At 45.7% G+C, this 19,759-nt stretch carries 19 protein-coding genes; 2 read left to right on the forward strand and 17 right to left on the reverse strand.

From position 1 onward, the window contains the following. Positions 1 to 159: 159 nt before the first annotated feature. Both NE619_RS13975 and NE619_RS13980 read right to left on the reverse strand, forming a co-directional pair. Positions 160 to 1,521, reverse strand: a complete 1,362-nt coding sequence (locus NE619_RS13975; RefSeq protein ID WP_256133051.1) for a YjiH family protein — start codon at positions 1,519 to 1,521, stop codon at positions 160 to 162. Positions 1,522 to 1,914: 393 nt separating this feature from the next. After that, a complete protein-coding gene (locus tag NE619_RS13980; RefSeq protein ID WP_256133052.1) occupies positions 1,915 to 2,238 on the reverse strand; it encodes a hypothetical protein in 324 nt (107 codons plus the stop codon). A 109-nt stretch (positions 2,239 to 2,347) separates the two neighbouring features. Here NE619_RS13980 and NE619_RS13985 point away from each other — a divergent pair, with 109 nt between their 5' ends. Further along, positions 2,348 to 2,584 (forward strand): helix-turn-helix domain-containing protein, encoded by a 237-nt coding sequence (locus NE619_RS13985; protein WP_256133053.1) that lies wholly within the window; start codon positions 2,348 to 2,350, stop codon positions 2,582 to 2,584. A gap of 91 nt (positions 2,585 to 2,675) precedes the next feature. Here the strand turns inward: NE619_RS13985 and NE619_RS13990 are convergent, their stop codons facing one another. From NE619_RS13990 to NE619_RS14020, 7 genes are all read right to left on the reverse strand, one after another. Beyond that, positions 2,676 to 3,791 (reverse strand): aldo/keto reductase, encoded by a 1,116-nt coding sequence (locus tag NE619_RS13990; RefSeq protein WP_256133054.1) that lies wholly within the window; start codon positions 3,789 to 3,791, stop codon positions 2,676 to 2,678. A gap of 236 nt (positions 3,792 to 4,027) precedes the next feature. Beyond that, positions 4,028 to 4,384, reverse strand: a complete 357-nt coding sequence (locus NE619_RS13995) for a hypothetical protein (RefSeq protein ID WP_256133055.1) — start codon at positions 4,382 to 4,384, stop codon at positions 4,028 to 4,030. A 31-nt stretch (positions 4,385 to 4,415) separates the two neighbouring features. Continuing rightward, a complete protein-coding gene (locus NE619_RS14000) occupies positions 4,416 to 6,107 on the reverse strand; it encodes an AAA family ATPase (protein WP_256133056.1) in 1,692 nt (563 codons plus the stop codon). A gap of 193 nt (positions 6,108 to 6,300) precedes the next feature. Continuing rightward, on the reverse strand, positions 6,301 to 7,272 hold the full coding sequence (locus NE619_RS14005) for an aldo/keto reductase family protein (RefSeq protein ID WP_256133057.1): 972 nt from the start codon (positions 7,270 to 7,272) through the stop codon (positions 6,301 to 6,303). A 20-nt stretch (positions 7,273 to 7,292) separates the two neighbouring features. After that, positions 7,293 to 7,823 (reverse strand): flavodoxin family protein, encoded by a 531-nt coding sequence (locus tag NE619_RS14010; protein ID WP_256133058.1) that lies wholly within the window; start codon positions 7,821 to 7,823, stop codon positions 7,293 to 7,295. A gap of 20 nt (positions 7,824 to 7,843) precedes the next feature. Next, a complete protein-coding gene (locus NE619_RS14015; protein WP_256133059.1) occupies positions 7,844 to 8,800 on the reverse strand; it encodes an alpha/beta hydrolase in 957 nt (318 codons plus the stop codon). A gap of 18 nt (positions 8,801 to 8,818) precedes the next feature. Continuing rightward, positions 8,819 to 9,259 (reverse strand): hypothetical protein, encoded by a 441-nt coding sequence (locus tag NE619_RS14020; RefSeq protein WP_256133060.1) that lies wholly within the window; start codon positions 9,257 to 9,259, stop codon positions 8,819 to 8,821. Between the two features lie 377 nt (positions 9,260 to 9,636). On the opposite strand from NE619_RS14020, the gene NE619_RS14025 reads away from it, so the two are divergent. After that, the gene (locus NE619_RS14025; protein WP_256133061.1) at positions 9,637 to 10,521 is read left to right on the forward strand and encodes a LysR family transcriptional regulator; all 885 of its coding nucleotides are present in this window, start codon (positions 9,637 to 9,639) and stop codon (positions 10,519 to 10,521) included. A gap of 53 nt (positions 10,522 to 10,574) precedes the next feature. Here NE619_RS14025 and NE619_RS14030 read toward each other — a convergent pair whose 3' ends face one another. The 8 genes from NE619_RS14030 to rpsB all read right to left on the reverse strand — a co-directional run bounded on the left by NE619_RS14030 (position 10,575) and on the right by rpsB (position 19,692). Next, positions 10,575 to 11,699 carry a P1 family peptidase gene (locus NE619_RS14030; RefSeq protein WP_256133062.1) on the reverse strand — a complete coding sequence of 375 codons (1,125 nt, stop codon included), beginning with the start codon at positions 11,697 to 11,699 and terminating at the stop codon, positions 10,575 to 10,577. 19 nt (positions 11,700 to 11,718) lie between these two features. Beyond that, positions 11,719 to 13,125, reverse strand: a complete 1,407-nt coding sequence (locus tag NE619_RS14035) for an MFS transporter (RefSeq protein WP_256133063.1) — start codon at positions 13,123 to 13,125, stop codon at positions 11,719 to 11,721. Positions 13,126 to 13,369: 244 nt separating this feature from the next. After that, positions 13,370 to 14,797: a sigma-54 interaction domain-containing protein gene (locus tag NE619_RS14040; RefSeq protein ID WP_256133064.1), complete on the reverse strand. Its 1,428-nt coding sequence runs from the start codon at positions 14,795 to 14,797 to the stop codon at positions 13,370 to 13,372. A gap of 1,383 nt (positions 14,798 to 16,180) precedes the next feature. Further along, positions 16,181 to 16,486 (reverse strand): hypothetical protein, encoded by a 306-nt coding sequence (locus NE619_RS14045; protein ID WP_256133065.1) that lies wholly within the window; start codon positions 16,484 to 16,486, stop codon positions 16,181 to 16,183. A gap of 32 nt (positions 16,487 to 16,518) precedes the next feature. After that, entirely contained in the window at positions 16,519 to 17,151 is a 633-nt protein-coding gene (locus NE619_RS14050) for a DUF4367 domain-containing protein (protein WP_256133066.1), read from the reverse strand. Then, the gene (locus NE619_RS14055) at positions 17,144 to 17,695 is read right to left on the reverse strand and encodes an RNA polymerase sigma factor (protein WP_256133067.1); all 552 of its coding nucleotides are present in this window, start codon (positions 17,693 to 17,695) and stop codon (positions 17,144 to 17,146) included. Before NE619_RS14055 ends, NE619_RS14050 begins: the two co-directional genes overlap by 8 nt. Before the next feature lie 258 nt (positions 17,696 to 17,953). Then, the gene (gene tsf, locus NE619_RS14060; protein ID WP_256133068.1) at positions 17,954 to 18,880 is read right to left on the reverse strand and encodes a translation elongation factor Ts; all 927 of its coding nucleotides are present in this window, start codon (positions 18,878 to 18,880) and stop codon (positions 17,954 to 17,956) included. A gap of 17 nt (positions 18,881 to 18,897) precedes the next feature. Then, positions 18,898 to 19,692 carry a 30S ribosomal protein S2 gene (gene rpsB, locus NE619_RS14065; protein ID WP_256133069.1) on the reverse strand — a complete coding sequence of 265 codons (795 nt, stop codon included), beginning with the start codon at positions 19,690 to 19,692 and terminating at the stop codon, positions 18,898 to 18,900. Between the last annotated feature and the right edge of the window lie 67 nt (positions 19,693 to 19,759).

A 19,759-nucleotide genomic window follows, 5' to 3' on the forward strand; every position in this document is an offset into this window, starting at 1 on the left:
ATTTCAAGTTATACGTTTTTAAAACTGGGATGTCACATTAAATTTTACCAAATGTGACATCCCTTTTTCTTTGTCTGAGAAAAAGAAAAGACGGTTCGTTTCCAAACCGTCTCATCTGTTGTATGGTATACTTTTTCGTATCTTATTTGAAATAGCTGCTTAAAAGATTAAGTGCGCAATCGGACAAACGATAATTAAGCTGATAATCGTTCTTTCCAGGAAGATCAGGAATAACTCCCACAGCTTTACAGGAAGTTTGGAAGCCAGAATCAGGCCGCCCACTTCAGATAGATAAATCAATTGGGTTACTGATACAACTGCGACAATAAACTTTGTCATAGCGTTGGTAACGCTTTCTGCGATGATAATCGAAGGCGTGAACATGTCAATAAAGCCTACGATCATGGTTTTCGATGCTTCTACAGCCTCTGGAACCTGCAGTACCTGCAACAGAGGTAAAAATGCTTTGCCCAGGAATTCAAAAATTGGCGTGTTATTTGCCAGCACCAGGGCGATCGTTCCGATAGCCATAACGGTTGGCAGTACCCCGAACCACATTCCAACAGCATTTTTCATACCGTTTTGGAAAAACTGGCCAATGCCCTTCTGTTCCTGAACTCTCTGCATAGCCAAATCCACCCCATATTCTCTGGTGGAATTGTACTTGGAAGGAATTTTCTCCGGCATAGCCTTGCCTTCAACCAGGTATGTATCCTTTTTCAGGGAAAGCGGCGGGATTCTCGGTACGATAATCGCACAAATTACGCCGATCAGGCAAATAAGCAGATAGTACAGACCAAAATACTGCATCAGGTCCACCTGCGCCAGGACAACAATACTAAAGGTGATCGATACCGCTGAGAAGGTCGTTGAAATAACGGAAGCCTCTCTTGTGGAATAGTAGCCGCTTTCATACTGATTGCAGGTCAGCATAACGCCTAACGTACCGTCACCGATCCAGGATGTAATACAGTCAACTGCGGCACGCCCCGGAATCTTGAATAATGGCCGCATAACTCTTGTCAGCATGGCGCCGACAAATTCCAGCAGGCCAAAGTCCAAGAGCAGCGGCAGCAGCAATGCTGCGATCAGGAATATGATAACCAGTACGGTCAGCAGATCTCCCAGCACAAAACCGCCGGCTCCGCCGTCTGTAATCATATGAAGAAGCCCTGTCCCACTTGCGCCGATTTCCAGGAAAGTCAGCCAGATGAATACTGCTCCCAGAATTCTCACAATCACCCAGACAATGCTCACTGAAAAAGTGTCCTTCAAAACTACATGCTCTGTGATAAACTTTGGTTTTCCTAAAGAAATCAACGACATAACTGCCGAAACAGTTACGATGATAACACATAAAACGGGTAAAACACCGCCCAATGCGCTGCCAATCATATCTGCTATGATTTTTACAAAGATCGTCCAGCTGCCATCGTATTTAATAGGAATCATGAATAAAATAATACCGATAATTGAAGGGATTAGAAACTTGGCCATCTGATTCTTCTTTTTGTTTTCCATTAGATACCTCCTTTCGTATATCCATACAACTACATTATAGCATACATTTCATGTATAAAATTTAAAATTGTTAAAAAACTTAAATTTTATGCGCATAAAAAAATTTCAAATCTGTTTTCCTGTAATCACTTGAAATCATCGGTTTTCAGTGATCTCTCCCATGCTATTTCCCGCCTCCAAAAATGCATAAAATGGAAATAATTTCAATTATGTAAAGAAGGATTTTATGCATAATTGCGTTTTATATCTGACTTGTCTCTTAAATCACACGCCCCGCCTCAGGCCTTCTGCCACAATCCGGGGGGCAGCTTAATCAAGCTCCTGCTTGATGCACGCCATACGCTCCGTGCCACGAAAAAACCGACGGGTACGCAACCTCGCCGGCTATGTCTTTTATAAAATTCGTATCCTTGCCGCCAGCCGCCAGCAGTGTTCGTATCCTCTGTAATAGAGTTCTCTGCGTTCGATTTCCTGTCGGTCCTCCTCCAGTTCCCATATCCTGGCCAGCGCCTCGATCTCCTCCTCTGACAATGTCACCGGCTGTGTCGGTTTACCGTCAATGAGCCGGGCAACTTTCCTGTGCTTCTCCAGAAGAAGTTTCTTTTCCTCCAGGATCGCATGATATTCCCCGCAGTCCTCTAAATAATCCCACAACTGCCGGTTAATCGTATCCCATACGGCCTCTTCCAATTCTCCTAAAAGCTCTTTTTTATCCATATTTTCCTCCTGTTTCAAATAAAATTCCCTATTACGAAACATTATAGAATAGGAAGCGGCTACAATCAATTATATAATTCGTTATTGCGAAATCGAAGGCAGGGAAGCTATGCAAAAAATCCGACCGGACCTGAATATAGGAGAAAATATACAAGCCCTGCGGTACGCAAGCGGCCTTACGCAGGAAGAGGTTGTCGCCAAGATGCACCTGATGGAGCTTTCCATCAGCAAAAGCACCTATGCCAAAATCGAAACCAACCGGATGAATATTAAGGTTTCGGAGCTTCTCGCTTTAGCTAAAATTTTCAAAGTCGATATCAGCGAATTCTTTCGCGGGCTTGCCTAACCAATTACGAAAAACCCCTGATACACTTAGATTCCAGTGTTTCAGGGGTTTTATACAATATTCGCCAATTTGTACGGCGTTGCTGAGAGGTTTAATCCTCTTCTCCCTTGAGGAAAGCCATCGTTTCCATAACCTCCGGAATATTTATTTTCTGCGGGCAGTGCGTAAGACACGCCCCGCAGCCCAGACATTGATCCGCTCCTTTAGCGCTTGCAAGCTCTGCGATCCGCCAGGTTTCACCGCTGATGCGCTGCTCGTTATACCCTTTAATCAGCAGGGGAATATCCAGCTCTTTTGGGCAGGAGGCGCAGCAGTATCGGCATCCTGAGCATGGCACGCCCAGATCCTCCATGAAAATATCCCTGGCCCGCTCCAGCGCTTTCTTTTCCTTTTCGTTTAATGGTTCCGGCTTTGCAAAAGTCTTAATATTATCAAGGAGCTGTTCTACCGAGGACATACCGCTTAATACCGTTTGCACATTGGGCAGGCCCATTAAAAAGCGAAAGGCCCAGGAGGAAAGGGAACGCTCCGGAGCCGCCTCCCTTAGGATGGCCGCCGCCTCTTCATTCAGCGTTGCCAGCCGCCCGCCTTTCACCGGCTCCATGACCCAGACAGGTATCCCATGCTCCGTAAGCAGCTCATACTGCTCCTTTGCTTCCAGCATCACATAATCCAAATAATTCAACTGAATCAGCGCCATGTCAAAACCATCGAACCACTCTAAAAACCGTGCCAGTGTCTCCGGCGCCGCATGGGAAGAAAAGCCCAGGTAACGGATGCACCCCGCCTCTTTCTGCCGCTGCAGAAAACCCAGATAGTCTTTTGCAGGATCCATGTAATCCGAGATATAGGTTTCGTCCATTCCGTGCAAAAGATAGAAGTCAAAATAATCCGTCCTGCACCGCCGCAGCTGCTCCTCAAATACGCCTTCTATATCGGAGCTTGCCGCCGCATAAAACTTGGTGGCCAAATAATAACTGTTCCTCGGATAGCCTGCCAGCGTCTCACCCAAAGCCCGCTCCGAGTCTCCATCTTGATAGGTATAGGCCGTGTCAAAAAGATTAATCCCTGCCTCCATTGCCAGGTCTACGAGCTTCTGCGCTTCCGCCCGGTCGATCCGGTCAGGGACTCCCTTTTCTGTGGGAAATCGCAGACAACCCATGCCCAATGCGGAAATGCTTAAATCTTTAAATGGCTTGAAATACATAGCTCTCCTCCAGCGCTCAATGCCGTTTGTTTTCTTCTGATTTTATTTTATTATCTTAATGGAAAAGAGTCCAATAGTTATATTTTATATCTTGATATTACTTTTCCGTATTTCCATATCCTCCTTCGGCTGAGTACCCAAAGGTTTATGGCAATCTCAAAATAAAAAGCATCTTCCCAGGCGACATGCCATTGGAAACGATGCTTTATCTAATAATACAAAAGGACCAGCAAAATCTACAGTTTGCTTTTTAAATAGCTGACAATTTCTTCAACATTAGCTTTGTTATTTCCGGGCTTGGCGACTATATCGGTTGGCAAAAAAGATTTTGACGATATCTTGATTCCTGTTCCGTCTACTGAAGGCTTCAAATGAATGCCAACCGTCTCGCCTTCCGGCCCTGCTCCTGAGATTTGAAATATATAGTTGACGGGAACGCCTTTTCTCATTTTGAAATCATATTCGCCATGCAAAACTTTTAGTTCCTCGATCCTCAATTGCAGTTCACAAACATTTTGCAAATCCCAGATAAGATTGGCCACTTCCAGTATTGTCTTATCCGTTGTTAATTTCATAGCGCTTTTTAATCCCATTGGCACACCTCCTAAAAAGGTTCCCTTCGCTCTACAGCGGCTTTCTCACCAGACATTCCTTCCTGTAAAAGCAGATGCCGTATTTCTGAATGCGGCTGTAGCCTTCCTCCCGCAGACCGGCCTCGTAATCCTTCTCCTCGATCTGTGCCAGGGCCTGTTGGCAGCATTGCTCCATCTTTTGGAACTTATCCGTCACTTTCAGCTCCAGTATCACCGCCCCGCCCCGGACAGAGGGCGCCTTTAAGATCAGATCCGACCTGCCAAGGCCGCTCTCCCGGTTGGAATAGACCTGGTACTTCTGCCAGGTCTTCAATAGACCCGCCAGGAATCCATGATAATAGTTCTCCGCGTAATCATAAAAGCTGATGGTGTCCAGCAGCTGATCGGATAGGAAATTTCCAACCCCTTCGCAGTCGCCGTCCTCAATGGCGGTAAAGAGCGGGGTCAAATCCGCTTTTTCAATTTTCTTGTCAAACCAGGTGAGGATAGTATTACGGTAAATGGAACGGATTTCCACATTGGGAATAGCAAGCTCCAGATAGCTGACATCGCCCTCCTGTCTTTCTCCCACCTTTTTCAGATACCCAGTAAAATACAGGAAGTTCCACAGGTTGTCCCTGGATTCATGGATATCCCCGTAGGTGATGTCCTCATGTACCGGCTTCTCAATCGTTTCCCCGGCTATGAGCCGTTCGATCTCCTGTCTCGTGGCCGGGTCCGCCTCTTCCACCAGTTCCCGGATGATACTGTTTGAGGAGGTGTTGGACCAGTACGGCTTTGGAAACGCATCGTAATCCGCCGTCGCTGTCTTGACGTAGTTGATGATGCTCCAGGGATTGTAAATCTCAAGATCCCCGAACCGGTATCCGTCATACCATTCCTTTAATTCTTCGTACTTGTCCCCCAGCTCGTAGTAGGAAAGCATCTCCCTTACTTCTTCCTCCGTAAACCCAAAGCTGGACGCATGCCTCGGACCCAGAATTGAATAAATTTCCAGGTTGTTCAGTCCGGTGAAAATGCTCTCCCTGCTGATCCGCAGGCATCCCGTGATCACCGCGAACTCCAGGCTGCCATTGGTCTTTAGGGCGGACTCAAACAGGGAACGGATGAAGTCGATCATTTCATCGTAAAATCCCTTAAAGTAGGCGTTTTCCAAGGGCACATCGTATTCATCGATCAGAATAATCACCTGTTTTTCGTGGTACCTGGCTAAGCATTTGGATAAAAACTCCAAGGCCTTTGCATATTCAATTCTGTCCGCTCTGCGCTCCATAACTGCCCGGAACCGTTCTTTCTCATCCTCAGCCAGGCTGTCTCCGTCAAGGATCAATGCATGCCTCCGGTACTCCTTGGCAATCTCATCCTTCAGGCTTTCATAGGCCATCTCAAAATCCGGCTGCTTGGCGGACTTGAGGGACAGGTCGATTACCGGATACTGCCCCTGCCGGGACATATAGCGCTCCCCGCTGGCCTGTATCTTCATGCCTTCAAAGAGATATCCATTGTCAATGGGGTTTCCTTTGCTGTCAAGTTCCAGTTCAAAGAACCGCCGGATCATACTCAAATTCAGTGTCTTTCCGAACCTCCTGGGCCGGGTGAAAAGGCTCACTTTTGAGGCCTCGTCCAACAAGCTTTTTATCATATGTGTTTTGTCGATATAATAAAAATTCCCATCAACTACTTCCTTAAAATCCTCATACCCGATGGGGAGCGGCTTGTTCATGCGATCACCTTCCTTTGTCTCCGTTTGTTTTCTCTTAGTATACGCCAAAACGCCTTTTGTCACAACAGGAAAACACGGGATTCTCAGGGCTTGCGCACGAAAGACTCAGTTCTCCACAGGAAAAGTGGGCCAAATTGCCCAAGGCAGCCCGGCCCGCTTTCACACAAACATTTCTCTCCACAGTTTGATCCATCTAGTACCAATCGTGCTTCTCGTTTCGATCAAGCGCGTTTATACGCTCCATCTCACCCTTGGTCAGCGCAAAATCAAACAGCTCCGTGTTTTCCTGAATATGATCCGGATTGCTCGATCCGGGAATTACCACTACGCCCTTTTGCAGATTCCAGCGGAGGATTACTTGCGCCGATGACTTGCCATGAGCCTCTGCTATTTGAGAAATCACTTCATTTCCGAGAAGCTCTGCCGTATGGCCCCTGCCGCCGAGGGGATACCAGCCCTGCACTACGATGCCCAGGCTGTGAATATACTCGATCACCTGGTTTTCCTGATAATAGGGATGAATCTCATTCTGTACCAAGGCAGGTATAATAGAAACCTGCGGTAAGAACTCCTTCAATTCTTTAATGTACCAGTTGGACAATCCGATAGAACGGATTTTTCCCTCTGTCACCGCCTTCTCCATTGCGTGGTACGCCTCTACATCCCCTTCGCCCGGATGATGCAGCAGCATCAGGTCAATATATTCAATATCCAGCTTTTCCAACGCTTCATCAATAGCGGCTTCCGGAGCATCGAACTGACTTGGGTAAATTTTTGTGGTAACAAAGATTTCTTCCCGGGGAATGCCAGAGGCTCTGACTGCCTCGCCGACACTTTTTTCGTTATGGTACATATATGCGGTATCAATCAAGCGGACACCGCTGTCCAGTGCCGCTGATACGGAATCCTTACACACCTCATCTTCAAGACTGTAAGTACCGATGCCGTAAATCGGCATTTCATAGCCGCTGTTTAACGTTACAGTTCGGGTTTTAAAATTAAAGGGGCGCTCCGTCGGGGCCGCTCCATTTGAGGCGGCATTCTCCACTGCTTGCGGCTTAGTTGTTTCAGATGGAGCGGCGTCATTTCCGGATGTGCCTGCACCACATCCACACAGGCTGAATATTAAAACCAAAGAAAATATTATCGCAATTCTTCTTTTCATTTGTGTACCTCTTTGTAGCGCTATTTCAAAGAAGCTCCGAAAACTCTAAGTTCTCCCAGCTTTTCCGGCGAACCGTTTTCTGCTCCATGGGCCGTGAAGACTCCCATGTTCTCCAACCCCAGGTAATCTAAAAAATCGCCCTGGAACGAGAACAGCGCCCCGTCGTACATATCCGCATCTCCTGAGCTTAAAATCATGGCTGCTTTCTTTAGGCGGGCGGGTTTCACGGGATAGGCCGCAGAATAAAAGCGGTCGATCGCGCATTTTAACTGCCCGGATATTCCATGATAGTAAATGGGCGATGCAATCACCAACATATCGGCCTCACCCAGCAGCTTGTAAACTTCCTGCATATCATCCTTTTGAATGCAGGCGCCGCCGCCTTTTGTATGACAGTACTCGCATCCCCGGCAGCCTCCGATCCGCTTTTGGCAAATATCCACAACATCCACCTGATGCCCGGAGGATACCGCGCCTTCAGAAAAAGCGTTCACCATTTGCTTTGTGTTTCCGTTTGTTCGAGGACTGCCGTTCAATACCAAAATTCGCATAAATCGCTCTCCCTTTCTTTTTATTTCAGCTTTTCCGCAAAGAAGTTTTCCATCTTATCAAAGGGGATCTTGTCTTTCCGATCATACAAGTCTGTGTGGACCGTGTCCGCAAGAATCAGAAGTTCCTTATTATCGCCTTTCAGTTTCTTAAACGCGTCCCGGCTGAAATAGCAGGAATGAGCATCCTCTCCGTGGATCATAAGAACCGCGCTGCGGACCTCATCGCTGTAGCCCAAAATCGGCATATTGATAAAGGACAGCGCGGAGGTGGTATTCCAGCCTTCATTTGAATTTAAGGAACGCTCACTATAGCCCCTTTCCGTCTTATAGTAATCGTGATAGTCCCTTAGATAAAATGGTGCGTCTTCGGGAAGCGGATCCACTACGCCGCCCGCTCTGGCAAATGCACCGCTTTTATAATCTTCGGTGCGCTGGGCGTTCAACGTTTTTTTCAATTCATATCTGGCCTCCGCATCCATCGCGTCGAAATAGCCATTGGCATTGACCCGGCTCATATCGTACATGGTGGAAGTAACCGTAGCCTTGATCCGGGTGTCCATGGCCGCCGCATTGAGGCCCATGCCGCCAAATCCGCAAATTCCGATGATTCCAATGCTTTCAGGATCAACATCTTCTAAAGTGGAAAGAAAGTCTACGGCCGCCGAAAAATCCTCTGTGTTGATATCCGGTGAAGCAACGTTCCGAACATCCCCGCCGCTTTCACCGATAAAAGACGGATCAAAGGCCATGGCGATGAACCCTCTGGATGCCATTTCATCCGCATAAAGCCCGGACGCCTGTTCTTTTACCGCACCAAAGGGCCCGCATACTGCGATTGCCGCAATCTTTCCTTCCGCATGCTTGGGCGTATAAAGGTCGCCTGCCAGATCAATGCCGTAACGATTGCGGAACCGCACTGATCTCCTGTTTACATTTTCACTGAGTTTAAACGTATATCCATCATAAGCTGCTTTCATATCAAATCCTCCTTGTTTTCAAATGATAGCTCCATGTTCAATCTGATAGATCAGAAAGTCCAGACAATCGATTCGATCCTGGTTTTTGTGAACCCTTTCCAGTAAGGTACGCTTTTGATTTGCCAGCAAAGAAAGTAACTGCTCTTGCTGTTTTTCCTCTGCCAGAGAAACACATTGGCCGATTGTCTGAGTGTCGCACCCGGCATCTTGCAGGTTTTGAAGCAAAATACCTTTTTTATCCGATGCTTCCGCCATACTCTCACCTCCGATGATTTCATTATAAAGGCGCCTCGAGAAATTATCCAATACCCATTTCTTATTTCCTGTTATGCTTGTGTCGAATAACAGGATGTATCTCATAAACAGCATTATTTTCAAGCCAGGTTGAGTTTCCTGCGCCCTGCTGGTTTGTACAAGAATTATTTTCCAGACCTCTGCGGGAGTGCTTCCCTCTGCCATGTACCTCGGAAGTCCCGGTTCCTCTGCCGGCTCTGACCAATAATAAAAGCCTTTTTAAGTAATGTTCATAATTTGTTCAACACCGGATTTATTTTGGTGTCGTTGTTGATGTATTTTCAAGGTTTGCAGCCTCTGCTCCTGTTCAAGGCCGCATATTGATCCAGTTTTTGTGCTTGCATGCTCTGTTATCCTTGAAAAAAGGTCAACAAGCGTTTAATTTTTCGCTATATGTTGATAAAAATTGCAATTTGCCTTTTTGAGGGCCGTTTTTCATATGTCTCAATTCTTGCGGCGCAGCACACTATACTGGCCGCAAATAACATCTCATGATATAATAGGCCCGAACAAATAAACGAGCATAGTTGGGGGGGGATTTGATGGAAATTCGTGTGTTGCGCTACTTTTTGGAAATTGCAAGGGAAGAGAATATGACGCGGGCGGCCGAACGCCTTCATATCTCCCAGCCTTCCTTGTCCCGGCAGATGAAGGAATTGGAAGCGGAGCTGGGGAAAAAATTGTTTACCCGCAGCAGCTATAGCATCCACTTGACCGATGAGGGGATGCTGCTGCGCAAAAGAGCCGAGGATCTGCTGTCCATGGCGGATAAAATAACCAATGAGTTTCGGACCATGGATGATATTACAGGCGGAGATATTTATATCGGCTGCGCGGAATCCTATTTAATTAAATATCTTGCAGCGGCTGTACGGCAGTTGAATCAACGTTATCCGAGCATCCATTATCACATTATCAGCGGCGACACCGCAATTGTGGCTGAACGCCTCGATCGCGGGTTGTCCGACATGGCATTTATTGTCGAGCCCCCGGATCTGTCCAAATATAATTATCTGGAGATACCGGAGCGGGATACCTGGGGTGTTCTCATGCGCAAGGACTGTCCCCTGGCTCAGAAATCGGCCATCAAGCTGGAGGATTTAATCCCTTATCCGATTTTCTGCTCCGAACAATCCGCAAAAGCGGATTTGCCCCGATGGTGCGGCGAGAAAGTGGACCAGCTCCATATCATGGCTACCTTCAACCTTACCAACAACGGGGCCGTGTTTGTAAGGGAAGGGCTCGGCCTTGAGCTTACCTTTGACAAGCTGATTGAAACCACGCCTGACAGCGCTCTTTGTTTTCGCCCCATCGAACCCAAACTGCAAACAAAAATGTATGTCATCTGGAAAAAATATCAGGTGTTCACACCTGTAGCACAGCTTTTATTGGACGAGCTGAAACGAATTATAAAAGGGAGCGAGTGATGGGAAACCCTGTAATACTAATGGTCTAGCGATTACAGGGTTTTACATCTTTTTTATTTGATTTTTCCGTGCTTTTTCAATATCTCCACCACTTGCTCCTGCGGCATGGCATAAATCTTATTGTAGTCCATACCTTCCATAGTCTCTGCGGCGCATAATGCATTCAAAATGGCCTCTTCCACCGCATCAGCCACCGCTTTGTAAATAGGATCCATCATGAAATCGCCAAGGATTTTCGCACTGGAAGTAGTGTGGGTAAACGAATTTTCATTTGCTGTAGAAAACGCAACGAAAATATCTCCTGACCCGTTTTCATATCCTGATCCCAATCGCCCGATCCCGATTGGAACTCTCTTACACATTTTAGAAAGCTGAATTGGATTTACCGGAGCATCTGTTGCCAGTACCACAATGATCGAACCAGTTCCCGGCTTTGGTACTATGGAGCGGTAAACAGGATCAACGCCTGTTATTGCCTCTCCCAGTGGAACGCCTCCTATTGTAAACCATTTCCGGGCGCCATGGTTTGCCTGAACCAAAACACCAACCGTATATCCGCCATCTTTTTCATCCAATTTTCTGGATGCGGTTCCCGTTCCCCCTTTAAATTCATGACACACCATGCCAGTGCCTCCGCCTACATTACCTTCTGCGATCGCACCTCCATGAGCAGTTTCCAGAGCTTCCCGCACATGTTCTTCCTTAACATGAAAGCCATTGGTATCATTGAGAAGACCGTCATAGGTCTCGCCTACTACTGGATAGAAATAACCGGAACCTTCTATTTCACGCCCTTGAAAAACCAGCGGATGATAGAACTTGTTTTCCAGCATCCATTTCGTCGTAGAGTCACGGACGATTCCCACACTATTGGTGTTTGTAATCATGATTGGCCCGTGAATGAACCCTGAATCGTCCATCCAGTGGGTCCCTGTAAGTTCACCATTACCATTTAAATCATGCCGCCCTGCATATACCACACTTCGCTGTCTTCCCCTCGGGAGAATTGCCGTCACACCAGTCCTGGCAAAAGCCGATCCCATTCCTTTGTAATCTTCAGGGGCACCCTTTATGATGGTGCTGTAGCCTACCTCTACGCCCTCCACATCCGTAATCGCATTGTATCTGCCTGTTTCTCCATAAAATTCAAGTCCCAATTCTCTTGCTCTTTTTTTCATTATAATATCCTCCATTGTCTTAGCGTCTGATTAACTTTTCAAAACCTGCTTCGCTATAATCGCCACCCGCTTTCTTTTGCTTTAAAGCTGCCTTAAGCGCCTGATGGCGCGCTCTTGTAACTGGATACAGAATTGCGAGAAGCCCGGCGCACACGCCTAAGATTCCCGGGAACCATGTATTGGCAGAAATAATTGTTTTTGCTGCGCTGGTTTCCTGTCCGGAAATTCCATAGCCTCCAAGCTGCAGGAATATGCCTAGCATCTGCATGGAAATAGCTGTCCCGCATTTCTGTATTAAATCCATGAGCCCTGCCATTGCGCCGACCCTGCCTTCACCATTAACATACTCATCCAGTTCACTAAGATCATACATAAGGGAAAAATAGACTGTGAAAAAAGTTGTATTTCCAAAGGTAAACAGAAACGCCATAACGATTGCCCAAGTCAAGGATTTTACCCCCACGATGCCAAAGACACAAAGTGCGATTCCACTAAAAAGCATAGCGAAAACATATACATATTTTTTATCAAACTTTTTTCCCAGGCCGTTTATTATCGGGGTCCATGCTACTGAAAACAATCCGATACAAACAAAATATACAGACTGTTCTCCTGTCTCTGCATGAAAATTATTTGTCAGCATGTATACGGCTCCGCCGCTGGCTATTGATGAAGTCATGGCCCAAAACAACACCGTAATCCCTAAAAATCGGACTGGCCGCAGCTTTAAAACTTCCCAATAAGATTGAATCGGGTTTTTTCGTTTTTCCGCATCCTCAATATGCTTCTTTGGTTCTTTTCCCCTTGTAGCCAAAACGCAGCCGGACATGCCCAACATAATAATAATGCTGAACAGCGCCCCTACAGTTCTCCATCCTTGTACAGCCGTTCCACCCATATGTCCTCCCACAAAGCCTACGATCATCGGCGGCACGGCCAGAGCAAGGATCAAAAGCATATAGCCAACTGCGCTTCCCCAAGCTCTCACGCTGGTTCGCTCTTCAAAACCTGTCGTCAACTCGCCGCCCAAGGCAAAGAATGGAATCACAAAAGTCGTATAGCAAGTGTAATAAGCCATTGCCACAACGATGAAATACACAAACTTCCACTCCTGTGGCAGATCCAGGTCGCTGAAAATCAAAAACATGCAGACTCCATACGGTATGATCGTTTTAGCCATAAAGGAACGGCGTCTCCCATACCGGCTTTTGCTGTTATCGGATAAATAGCCCACCACAGGATCTAAAACCGCATTCCATAATACTGCTATGGAAGACACCATCCCGGCTTTCACCGGAGAAATCCCCGCAATATCGGTAAGGAAAAACAGGAAATAGAAATTAAAAATATTGAGCGGTATCGTATCCCCAAAAGCTCCGATTGCATATCCAAGCTTAGTTCGAATTGATAGTTTTTTCTCGGCCATAGAAATTACTCCTTCCTACTTGCTTCATAACGAATGATTTGCGCAAATACTAACTATGTATAACGCAACTACCATGCCAACCGATACAGTCTAAAAAATACGAAAATTCGCTGTTTTTCAGGCCTTTTCCGCACTTTATCATTACATTTAAAAAGAAGTGTATAATAATCTATACACTTCTCAAATTCAATATTTCGGCACTTTTCACCATAAATGTCCAGCAAATTATACGCCGTCCAATTGTTTAGACATCTTTTTTCATATACGCTAATTTGTTATATAAAGTCGCACGAGAAATTTTTAATAATTCTGCGGTTTTTTGTTTGTTTCCTCCACATAGGTTCAGCGCTTTTGTAATGACTTCACGTTCTGCAAGCTCTCTTGCCGCCTCCAGAGGATTGGTCTCAGAAAGCAGTGTATCCTTAAAATCCACATACAGGCTTTCTGAAATAAAGTCGCCCAGATCATCTGCTTCAATTTGCTTGCCAACGCAGAGATTCATAGCTCGTTCTATGAGGTTTTTCAGTTCCCGCACATTGCCCGGCCAATTGTAATGATAAAAAAATTTCATCACCTGGGGCGATACGCCTTCTACCTTTTTATCCAGCACGGAATTCATTTCCCGTATACTTTTTTCAACAAAAAGTGGGATATCTTCTTTCCTCTCACGCAAAGGCGGAATGGTCAGACGCATAATATTAAGGCGATAGTAAAGATCCTCCCTAAACTTCCCCTCCCTCACCAACGCAGCCAAGTTCTTATTAGAAGCAGCTACAATTCTCACATCCATTTTCTTTGTTTTTCCCCCGATTCTGGAAAACTCCTTTTCTTGCAGGACCCGCAGCAGCTTAGGCTGAATATGGATGGGCAATTGATCTACTTCATCCAGAAAAAGCGTTCCCTTTTCCGCCAATTCCAATTTCCCTGCTTTTCCGCCTTGACGAGCTCCGGTGAAGGAGCCCTCTTCATAACCGAACAGCTCCGACTCAAAGAGTGTTTCTGGTATGGCTGCGCAATTGATTTCGACCAGCGGATATTTCATTCTCGTACTCAGGTTGTGGATCGAATGGGCGACCAGCTCCTTCCCGCACCCTGTCTCAGCTTCTATGAGCACCGTTGAGTCGGATTCTGACATACGTACGAGGTTTCTTTTCAGTTCAATAATTGAGGGACTGGTCCCAATAATATCGGAAATTGAATATTTCATATGTTTTAGTTTTTGCGTAGATCCGGAGGTGATCAGATTGACCCGATCAGAAAAATCCAGCATTCCCTCTTCCGTTAGATTCTCCAGTTTATTAAAAAAATGATCGACCTCCTCGGCAGTGCTGAATAAATCAAAATCAATAGCTCCGACTCTTTCTTTCCCTTCATACAGAGCTTTCATTCTCGCAATGTTGATACTGCTTCTTCCCAGATAAATAGCTATTTCATCCGTATTCTCCGCTTCCAGAAAATCAATCAGCTTACTGGCAGGATATATCTCACGGATGTTTCTTCCAATGACTTGCCGTGAAATATCTTCTCCGTCTATATTGGCAAATGTTTTTCTTAAATCTTCGGACATATATCGAATGACTCCTTCATCATCGACAATTACAAGTCCGCTCAGATGGGCTAAAATTCGTTCGCACTCCTTTAATGTAAGCTGAAACTCGTTATTATTGTCCATGTCCGAACCTCCTCCAGATTCTCTCAATGCATTTGCGTGCTATGGTTATCTTCTTTTTCCTATATTATAATCATATAGGAAAAATATGCAAGCTATGCCAAAGGCCATTATCAGGTGCGCAATACTAAAGAAGGCGTTCTACGGTTAATGATTACACTGTGTTGTCGTCATCTCAGCCCTTGCCGGAATCGTATCAGGAAGTGTCAGCGAAAGTTGAAGCCCTTTTTAAGCAGTGTACCTATTTGTTCAACAACGGACTCATTTCGTGATTGTTGTTGAAGTATTTCCAAGGCTTGCGGCCCCTGCTCCTGTTCAAAACCGCATATTGATCGAAGTTTTGCGCTCCCATGCTCTGCTAACCTTGAAAAAAGATCAACAAGCGCTTGTTTTTTCGCCGCATGTTGATAAAAATAGCAATTCGCCTTTTGGGTCGCTTTTCATATGGATCAATCCCTGCAGCGCGGCCGGTTCGATTGATGAAAGTGTATACAGGTAACCTCGATCCCACCCCCCTGCGACCTCGAGAAACCCAGATAAAGGCACCAACAAGTCAGTTCCGGTAACTATTCCCGATTTTTTCGAAACGTTACGCATTTTTCAACAATCCTGCGTCCTCCAACGCGGCTAATAGCACAAATTGTCATTTTTCACGGTTTCGAACCCCTGCAAACCCACAACTTTGCGTAACTTTGCATTAATTTTGAGAAAAGTTCCCGCGAGTCACGTCGCAACAGGTTATGATCTTGCCGACAAATCGGCTTTTTCGAATTTGCTCTGCGACCAAGGTGTTTCTTTGTGAACAATGGTTGCAGGATTTGCTGGCAACATTGGAATTTGGTCGCAGATCCAAAACCATTCTCTGCTCTCAGTTGCGTCCGGACTGCATTCGCCTAAGAAGGAACGTCTATCCGATTTCGCATTGTAACGCGCTAAATTGTTTCCGGATCCTTTATCTAAAAAATAGACAAAAGCGGATCTTTTTTCAACGTTTCTTGCCCTTGCGGGTCAATCTTAAGTGGAAATTTCACAAAAATAAAGCCGTAACACCCGCAAACCCACAGATTTTATCCGCTTTGACCCAATTTTAAAGCAAAAAGCGCCAGCCGTAGTAGCCAGCCAGGCAGGCACAGGACCATAGGCAGACCGCGGCAGGCGCCAGTCCATATTCTTGCCAGACAGCTCGTATAGATCACAAGGTCTATATCCGAATTGTCAAAACCAGAATCATTGCTCGTCCAATATTTTATCCGCGTTTTCAATCCTTTCAAATATCGCAGGTCTCTGTGCTATCCACGATTCAATTGTCCAAACATCATGTTTCGCATATTTCACATATACACCTTTATACTTTTCTGTTGTTTTATCTTTGCCAGCCCTGCTCGACTATATGACATAGATAATGATACAAATCATTATAATTGCCACCGCAAGAAACGTTCCTTCAACGAGCTGTCTCCTGATTGCTCCAGAAATTGGGTGGATACGCTTTTTATTAGCAAAATACTCACATATGGCTGCGGATACAAACCCTACGATTACAATAGCTATACAACATGCCATAAAAGGAATAACGTTAAGTTTTGTAGCAGTTATTGAGCATTTATAAACACGGTAAACAGCATAGGCTATTAAAATTATTCCTGTAAGCACTTTAATACCTATCGTCTTTTTTAATGTTTCATACTTCATAAATCATCACCTCGACAAACTATCATTAAAAATTATTTTAAACCGCTTCCAATACGAACCATCGTTTCCTCGTCCAAAGTGGAAGTGATCTTCATGTACACCCCGTTTTCCTCCCAAATCAAAACGTGAGTCCCTCCGGAATCCAAATAATAGCCTTGGCAATCGCCAACGATACAGGATTTCCGCTTGGTGCTTTCCGTGTCAAAGGATTCCTCTATGTCTGAATCTGTAATCTGCAACAAATTAATCACATCCCCGTCTTCGTTCCTATAACTGATATCTGTCCCAACTCCAATATCTTCTTCGGAAATTTTCTCATAGCCTTCGGGCAAATATGTCGGATAAAGAATTTTCGCCTCCACCGGCTCCGTTTGTCTCAAATCCGTATAGCCCGCCTTGTCCTCAAAGAAAAAACCGAACAGTTTTGCACGTACGGCGTCAGAAGAAACTGTTGTGATACCTGTCGCAAGCAAAATCCCGCATAGAAATATGGCACAGATTTGGCGCAGATGCCGTCTCCGCTTTTGTTTTCTTTCTGGCTCCACAACAGGTATGAATTCTCTTTCCGGCTGATCTTCCTGCGCCATTGCTGTTTCTCTGCTCTTTGCCAATTCTTTTCCCAGAAGCTGCAATAAGTCTTCGGTCGCCTTCTCATGGTTATCCATTCGCGTTCCCCCTTTCTTCTATAATCTCCGCTAAGTGCTTCCTGGCCCGGGACAGGCGTTTTCGCACAGCATCGGGTTTCATCCCTAAAAGCCGGCCAATTTCTTCATCGCTAAAATCATTACCGTATCGCAGGCATATGATATCCTTATCCATTTCGTTGAGTTGTGATAAATATTCCTGCATCCCTTCACTAAATCCATAATCGGGTTCAAAAACATCAAAATTAATTTCTTCCCCTATTATATTAACGAAATCGGAGATGTCATTTGTGACCATTTGCCCCATTTCTTTTTGCTTTTTTCGAAAAACATCCAGAGCCGTATTTTTTACAATTGTATAAACAAAGTTCGCGCATCGTCTGGAATCGATATCATCAACCATATGGATATTTTTTATGATCTTTATCATCGCATCTTGCACCGCATCGTCCGCTTCATCGGCATTTTTTAAAATCCCATGGGCAACCCGCTGCATGTTGGTTTTGTATCGTTCAAACAGTGCCGTTATCAAGCTTCCGGTTGTTTTAAATTCAGATGGAGCCATCGTTTTTCTCCTCAATATATCCTTCTAATAAGTATTGCTTCTTTAAATTTGCTATGATTTAAGTGGTCCAATCTTGAAACGAAAAAAGGCTTCAAAGTTTCCCATTTATAATACAGATTATAACTTAGAGACTTTAAAGCCTTTCAAAATATTCAATTTCCATCATTTTGAGCCTTTTAAGCTCTCCAATCCAGATTGTTTCCTTGCATTACTGCAGCTATTTTCGCCGCATCAGCTTGCTGTTTTGCGAACCTTTGGCTATTTCTGCGCTGCCGCTGCCTGCTGAGCCGCAACCTCAGCCGCAAAGTCCTCTTCCTTCTTCTCGATGCCTTCGCCTACTTCGAAACGAACCATCTCAGCAACCTTCATATCCTTGCCCAGTTCTTTTCCTGCTTCCGCAACGTACTGCGCTACGGTCAGGTCGCTGTTCTTAACGAACTTCTGGTCAACCAGGCATACTTCCTTGAGGATTGCCTTGATTTTTCCCGGAATGATTCTATCCAGCAGTTCTTCTTTCTTGCCTTCGTTGAGCAGCTGCTGTTTGGCGATTTCGGTTTCGGATTCCAGCCATGCCGGATCAACCTGAGTCTCGTCCAGGAATTTCGGATTCATGGACGCAACCTGCATAGCAACGTCTTTACCGGTTACCGCGATTTCCTCAGCAGTGGCTTCTGTTTCCAGACCAACGATTACGCCGATTGTTCCGCCGCCGTGGATGTATCCGGTGTAAACAACGCCCGGAGCAGCCAGCTTCTGGAATCTTCTGATGTTCATGTTCTCGCCGATGGTAGCAATCTTGTTGTTGAGAGCATCCTGTACGGTGCCTTCGCCTTCATACGGCAGAGCCATAAATGCGTCCATATCGGCAGCATCATTTTCCAGAGCCATTTTAGCCAGTGTATCTACAAAATTGATAAATTCTTCATTCTTGGCAACGAAGTCTGTCTCGGAGTTAACCTCAACGATCGCCGCTGCTTTGCCGTCTGCCGCAAACGCAGTCTTAACAAGACCCATAGCAGCGATTCTGCCTGCCTTCTTCGCAGCCTTTGCCAGTCCTTTTTCTCTCAGCAGTTCAACGGCCTTATCGATATCGCCGTCTGTTTCTACCAGGACTTTTTTACAGTCCATCATGCCTGCGCCTGTCATTTCACGCAGCTGTTTTACTAATTGTGCTGTTACAGCCATATTTATATCCTCCTCGATTATTCTGCAGTTTCTTCTGTTGCTTCCTCAGCCTTTGCTTCTGCGCCTTCTTCAGGAACTTCCTGCGCAGCGGCCTCTGTGGAGCCTTCTGTTTCGCCTTCGTCAAAGCTTTCGCCCTGGTTTCCTTCGATAACAGCGTCCGCTATTTTGCCGGCAATGAGTTTTACCGCACGGATCGCGTCATCGTTGGCTGGAATGATGTAGTCCACATCATCCGGGTCACAGTTGGTATCTACGATTCCAACAACTGGAATTCCCAGGATTCTAGCTTCTCTTACCGCGATTCTTTCCTTCTTAGGATCTACGATAAACAGCGCTCCCGGCATTCCCTTCATATCCTTGATACCGCCCAGGAATTTTTCCAGCTTTTCAAGTTCCAGTCTCAGTTTGCCGACTTCCTTCTTGGAAAGCTTGTCAAAAGTTCCGTCCTCTTCCATGGCCTGGATGTCACGGAGTCTCTTGATTCTGGCGGAAATAGTCTTATAGTTGGTCAGCATACCGCCCAGCCATCTCTGGTTAACGTAGAACTGTCCACATCTCTTTGCTTCGTCTACGATCGCAGCCTGCGCCTGCTTCTTTGTTCCTACGAACAGAATCGGCTTTCCGGAAGCTCCCACTTCTTTCATGAATTCGTAAGCTTCGTCGATCTTCTTTACTGTCTTCTGCAGGTCGATGATATAGATGCCGTTTCTTTCTGTGAAGATGTAAGGAGCCATTTTCGGGTTCCATCTTCTTGTCTGGTGTCCAAAGTGTACACCTGCTTCAAGTAATTGTTTCATTGAAATTACTGCCATGTCTTTTTTCCTCCTGGTTTTCTTGCCTCCACCGTATGTTTTCCTGAAAGAAACCGGCCCTGCCGGC

This window comes from Anaerovorax odorimutans, assembly GCF_024459955.1.
Classification (GTDB): domain Bacteria; phylum Bacillota; class Clostridia; order Peptostreptococcales; family Anaerovoracaceae; genus Hominibacterium; species Hominibacterium odorimutans_A.

What these genes read in the sequence shown, in the direction of transcription:
- NE619_RS13975 (WP_256133051.1), bottom strand. Translation starts at nt 1,521, where the DNA reads ATGGAAAACAAAAAGAAGAATCAGATGGCCAAGTTTCTAATCCCTTCA.
- NE619_RS13980 (WP_256133052.1), bottom strand. Translation starts at nt 2,238, where the DNA reads ATGGATAAAAAAGAGCTTTTAGGAGAATTGGAAGAGGCCGTATGGGAT.
- NE619_RS13985 (WP_256133053.1), top strand. Translation starts at nt 2,348, where the DNA reads ATGCAAAAAATCCGACCGGACCTGAATATAGGAGAAAATATACAAGCC.
- NE619_RS13990 (WP_256133054.1), bottom strand. Translation starts at nt 3,791, where the DNA reads ATGTATTTCAAGCCATTTAAAGATTTAAGCATTTCCGCATTGGGCATG.
- NE619_RS13995 (WP_256133055.1), bottom strand. Translation starts at nt 4,384, where the DNA reads ATGGGATTAAAAAGCGCTATGAAATTAACAACGGATAAGACAATACTG.
- NE619_RS14000 (WP_256133056.1), bottom strand. Translation starts at nt 6,107, where the DNA reads ATGAACAAGCCGCTCCCCATCGGGTATGAGGATTTTAAGGAAGTAGTT.
- NE619_RS14005 (WP_256133057.1), bottom strand. Translation starts at nt 7,272, where the DNA reads ATGAAAAGAAGAATTGCGATAATATTTTCTTTGGTTTTAATATTCAGC.
- NE619_RS14010 (WP_256133058.1), bottom strand. Translation starts at nt 7,823, where the DNA reads ATGCGAATTTTGGTATTGAACGGCAGTCCTCGAACAAACGGAAACACA.
- NE619_RS14015 (WP_256133059.1), bottom strand. Translation starts at nt 8,800, where the DNA reads ATGAAAGCAGCTTATGATGGATATACGTTTAAACTCAGTGAAAATGTA.
- NE619_RS14020 (WP_256133060.1), bottom strand. Translation starts at nt 9,259, where the DNA reads ATGGCAGAGGGAAGCACTCCCGCAGAGGTCTGGAAAATAATTCTTGTA.
- NE619_RS14025 (WP_256133061.1), top strand. Translation starts at nt 9,637, where the DNA reads ATGGAAATTCGTGTGTTGCGCTACTTTTTGGAAATTGCAAGGGAAGAG.
- NE619_RS14030 (WP_256133062.1), bottom strand. Translation starts at nt 11,699, where the DNA reads ATGAAAAAAAGAGCAAGAGAATTGGGACTTGAATTTTATGGAGAAACA.
- NE619_RS14035 (WP_256133063.1), bottom strand. Translation starts at nt 13,125, where the DNA reads ATGGCCGAGAAAAAACTATCAATTCGAACTAAGCTTGGATATGCAATC.
- NE619_RS14040 (WP_256133064.1), bottom strand. Translation starts at nt 14,797, where the DNA reads ATGGACAATAATAACGAGTTTCAGCTTACATTAAAGGAGTGCGAACGA.
- NE619_RS14045 (WP_256133065.1), bottom strand. Translation starts at nt 16,486, where the DNA reads ATGAAGTATGAAACATTAAAAAAGACGATAGGTATTAAAGTGCTTACA.
- NE619_RS14050 (WP_256133066.1), bottom strand. Translation starts at nt 17,151, where the DNA reads ATGGATAACCATGAGAAGGCGACCGAAGACTTATTGCAGCTTCTGGGA.
- NE619_RS14055 (WP_256133067.1), bottom strand. Translation starts at nt 17,695, where the DNA reads ATGGCTCCATCTGAATTTAAAACAACCGGAAGCTTGATAACGGCACTG.
- tsf (WP_256133068.1), bottom strand. Translation starts at nt 18,880, where the DNA reads ATGGCTGTAACAGCACAATTAGTAAAACAGCTGCGTGAAATGACAGGC.
- rpsB (WP_256133069.1), bottom strand. Translation starts at nt 19,692, where the DNA reads ATGGCAGTAATTTCAATGAAACAATTACTTGAAGCAGGTGTACACTTT.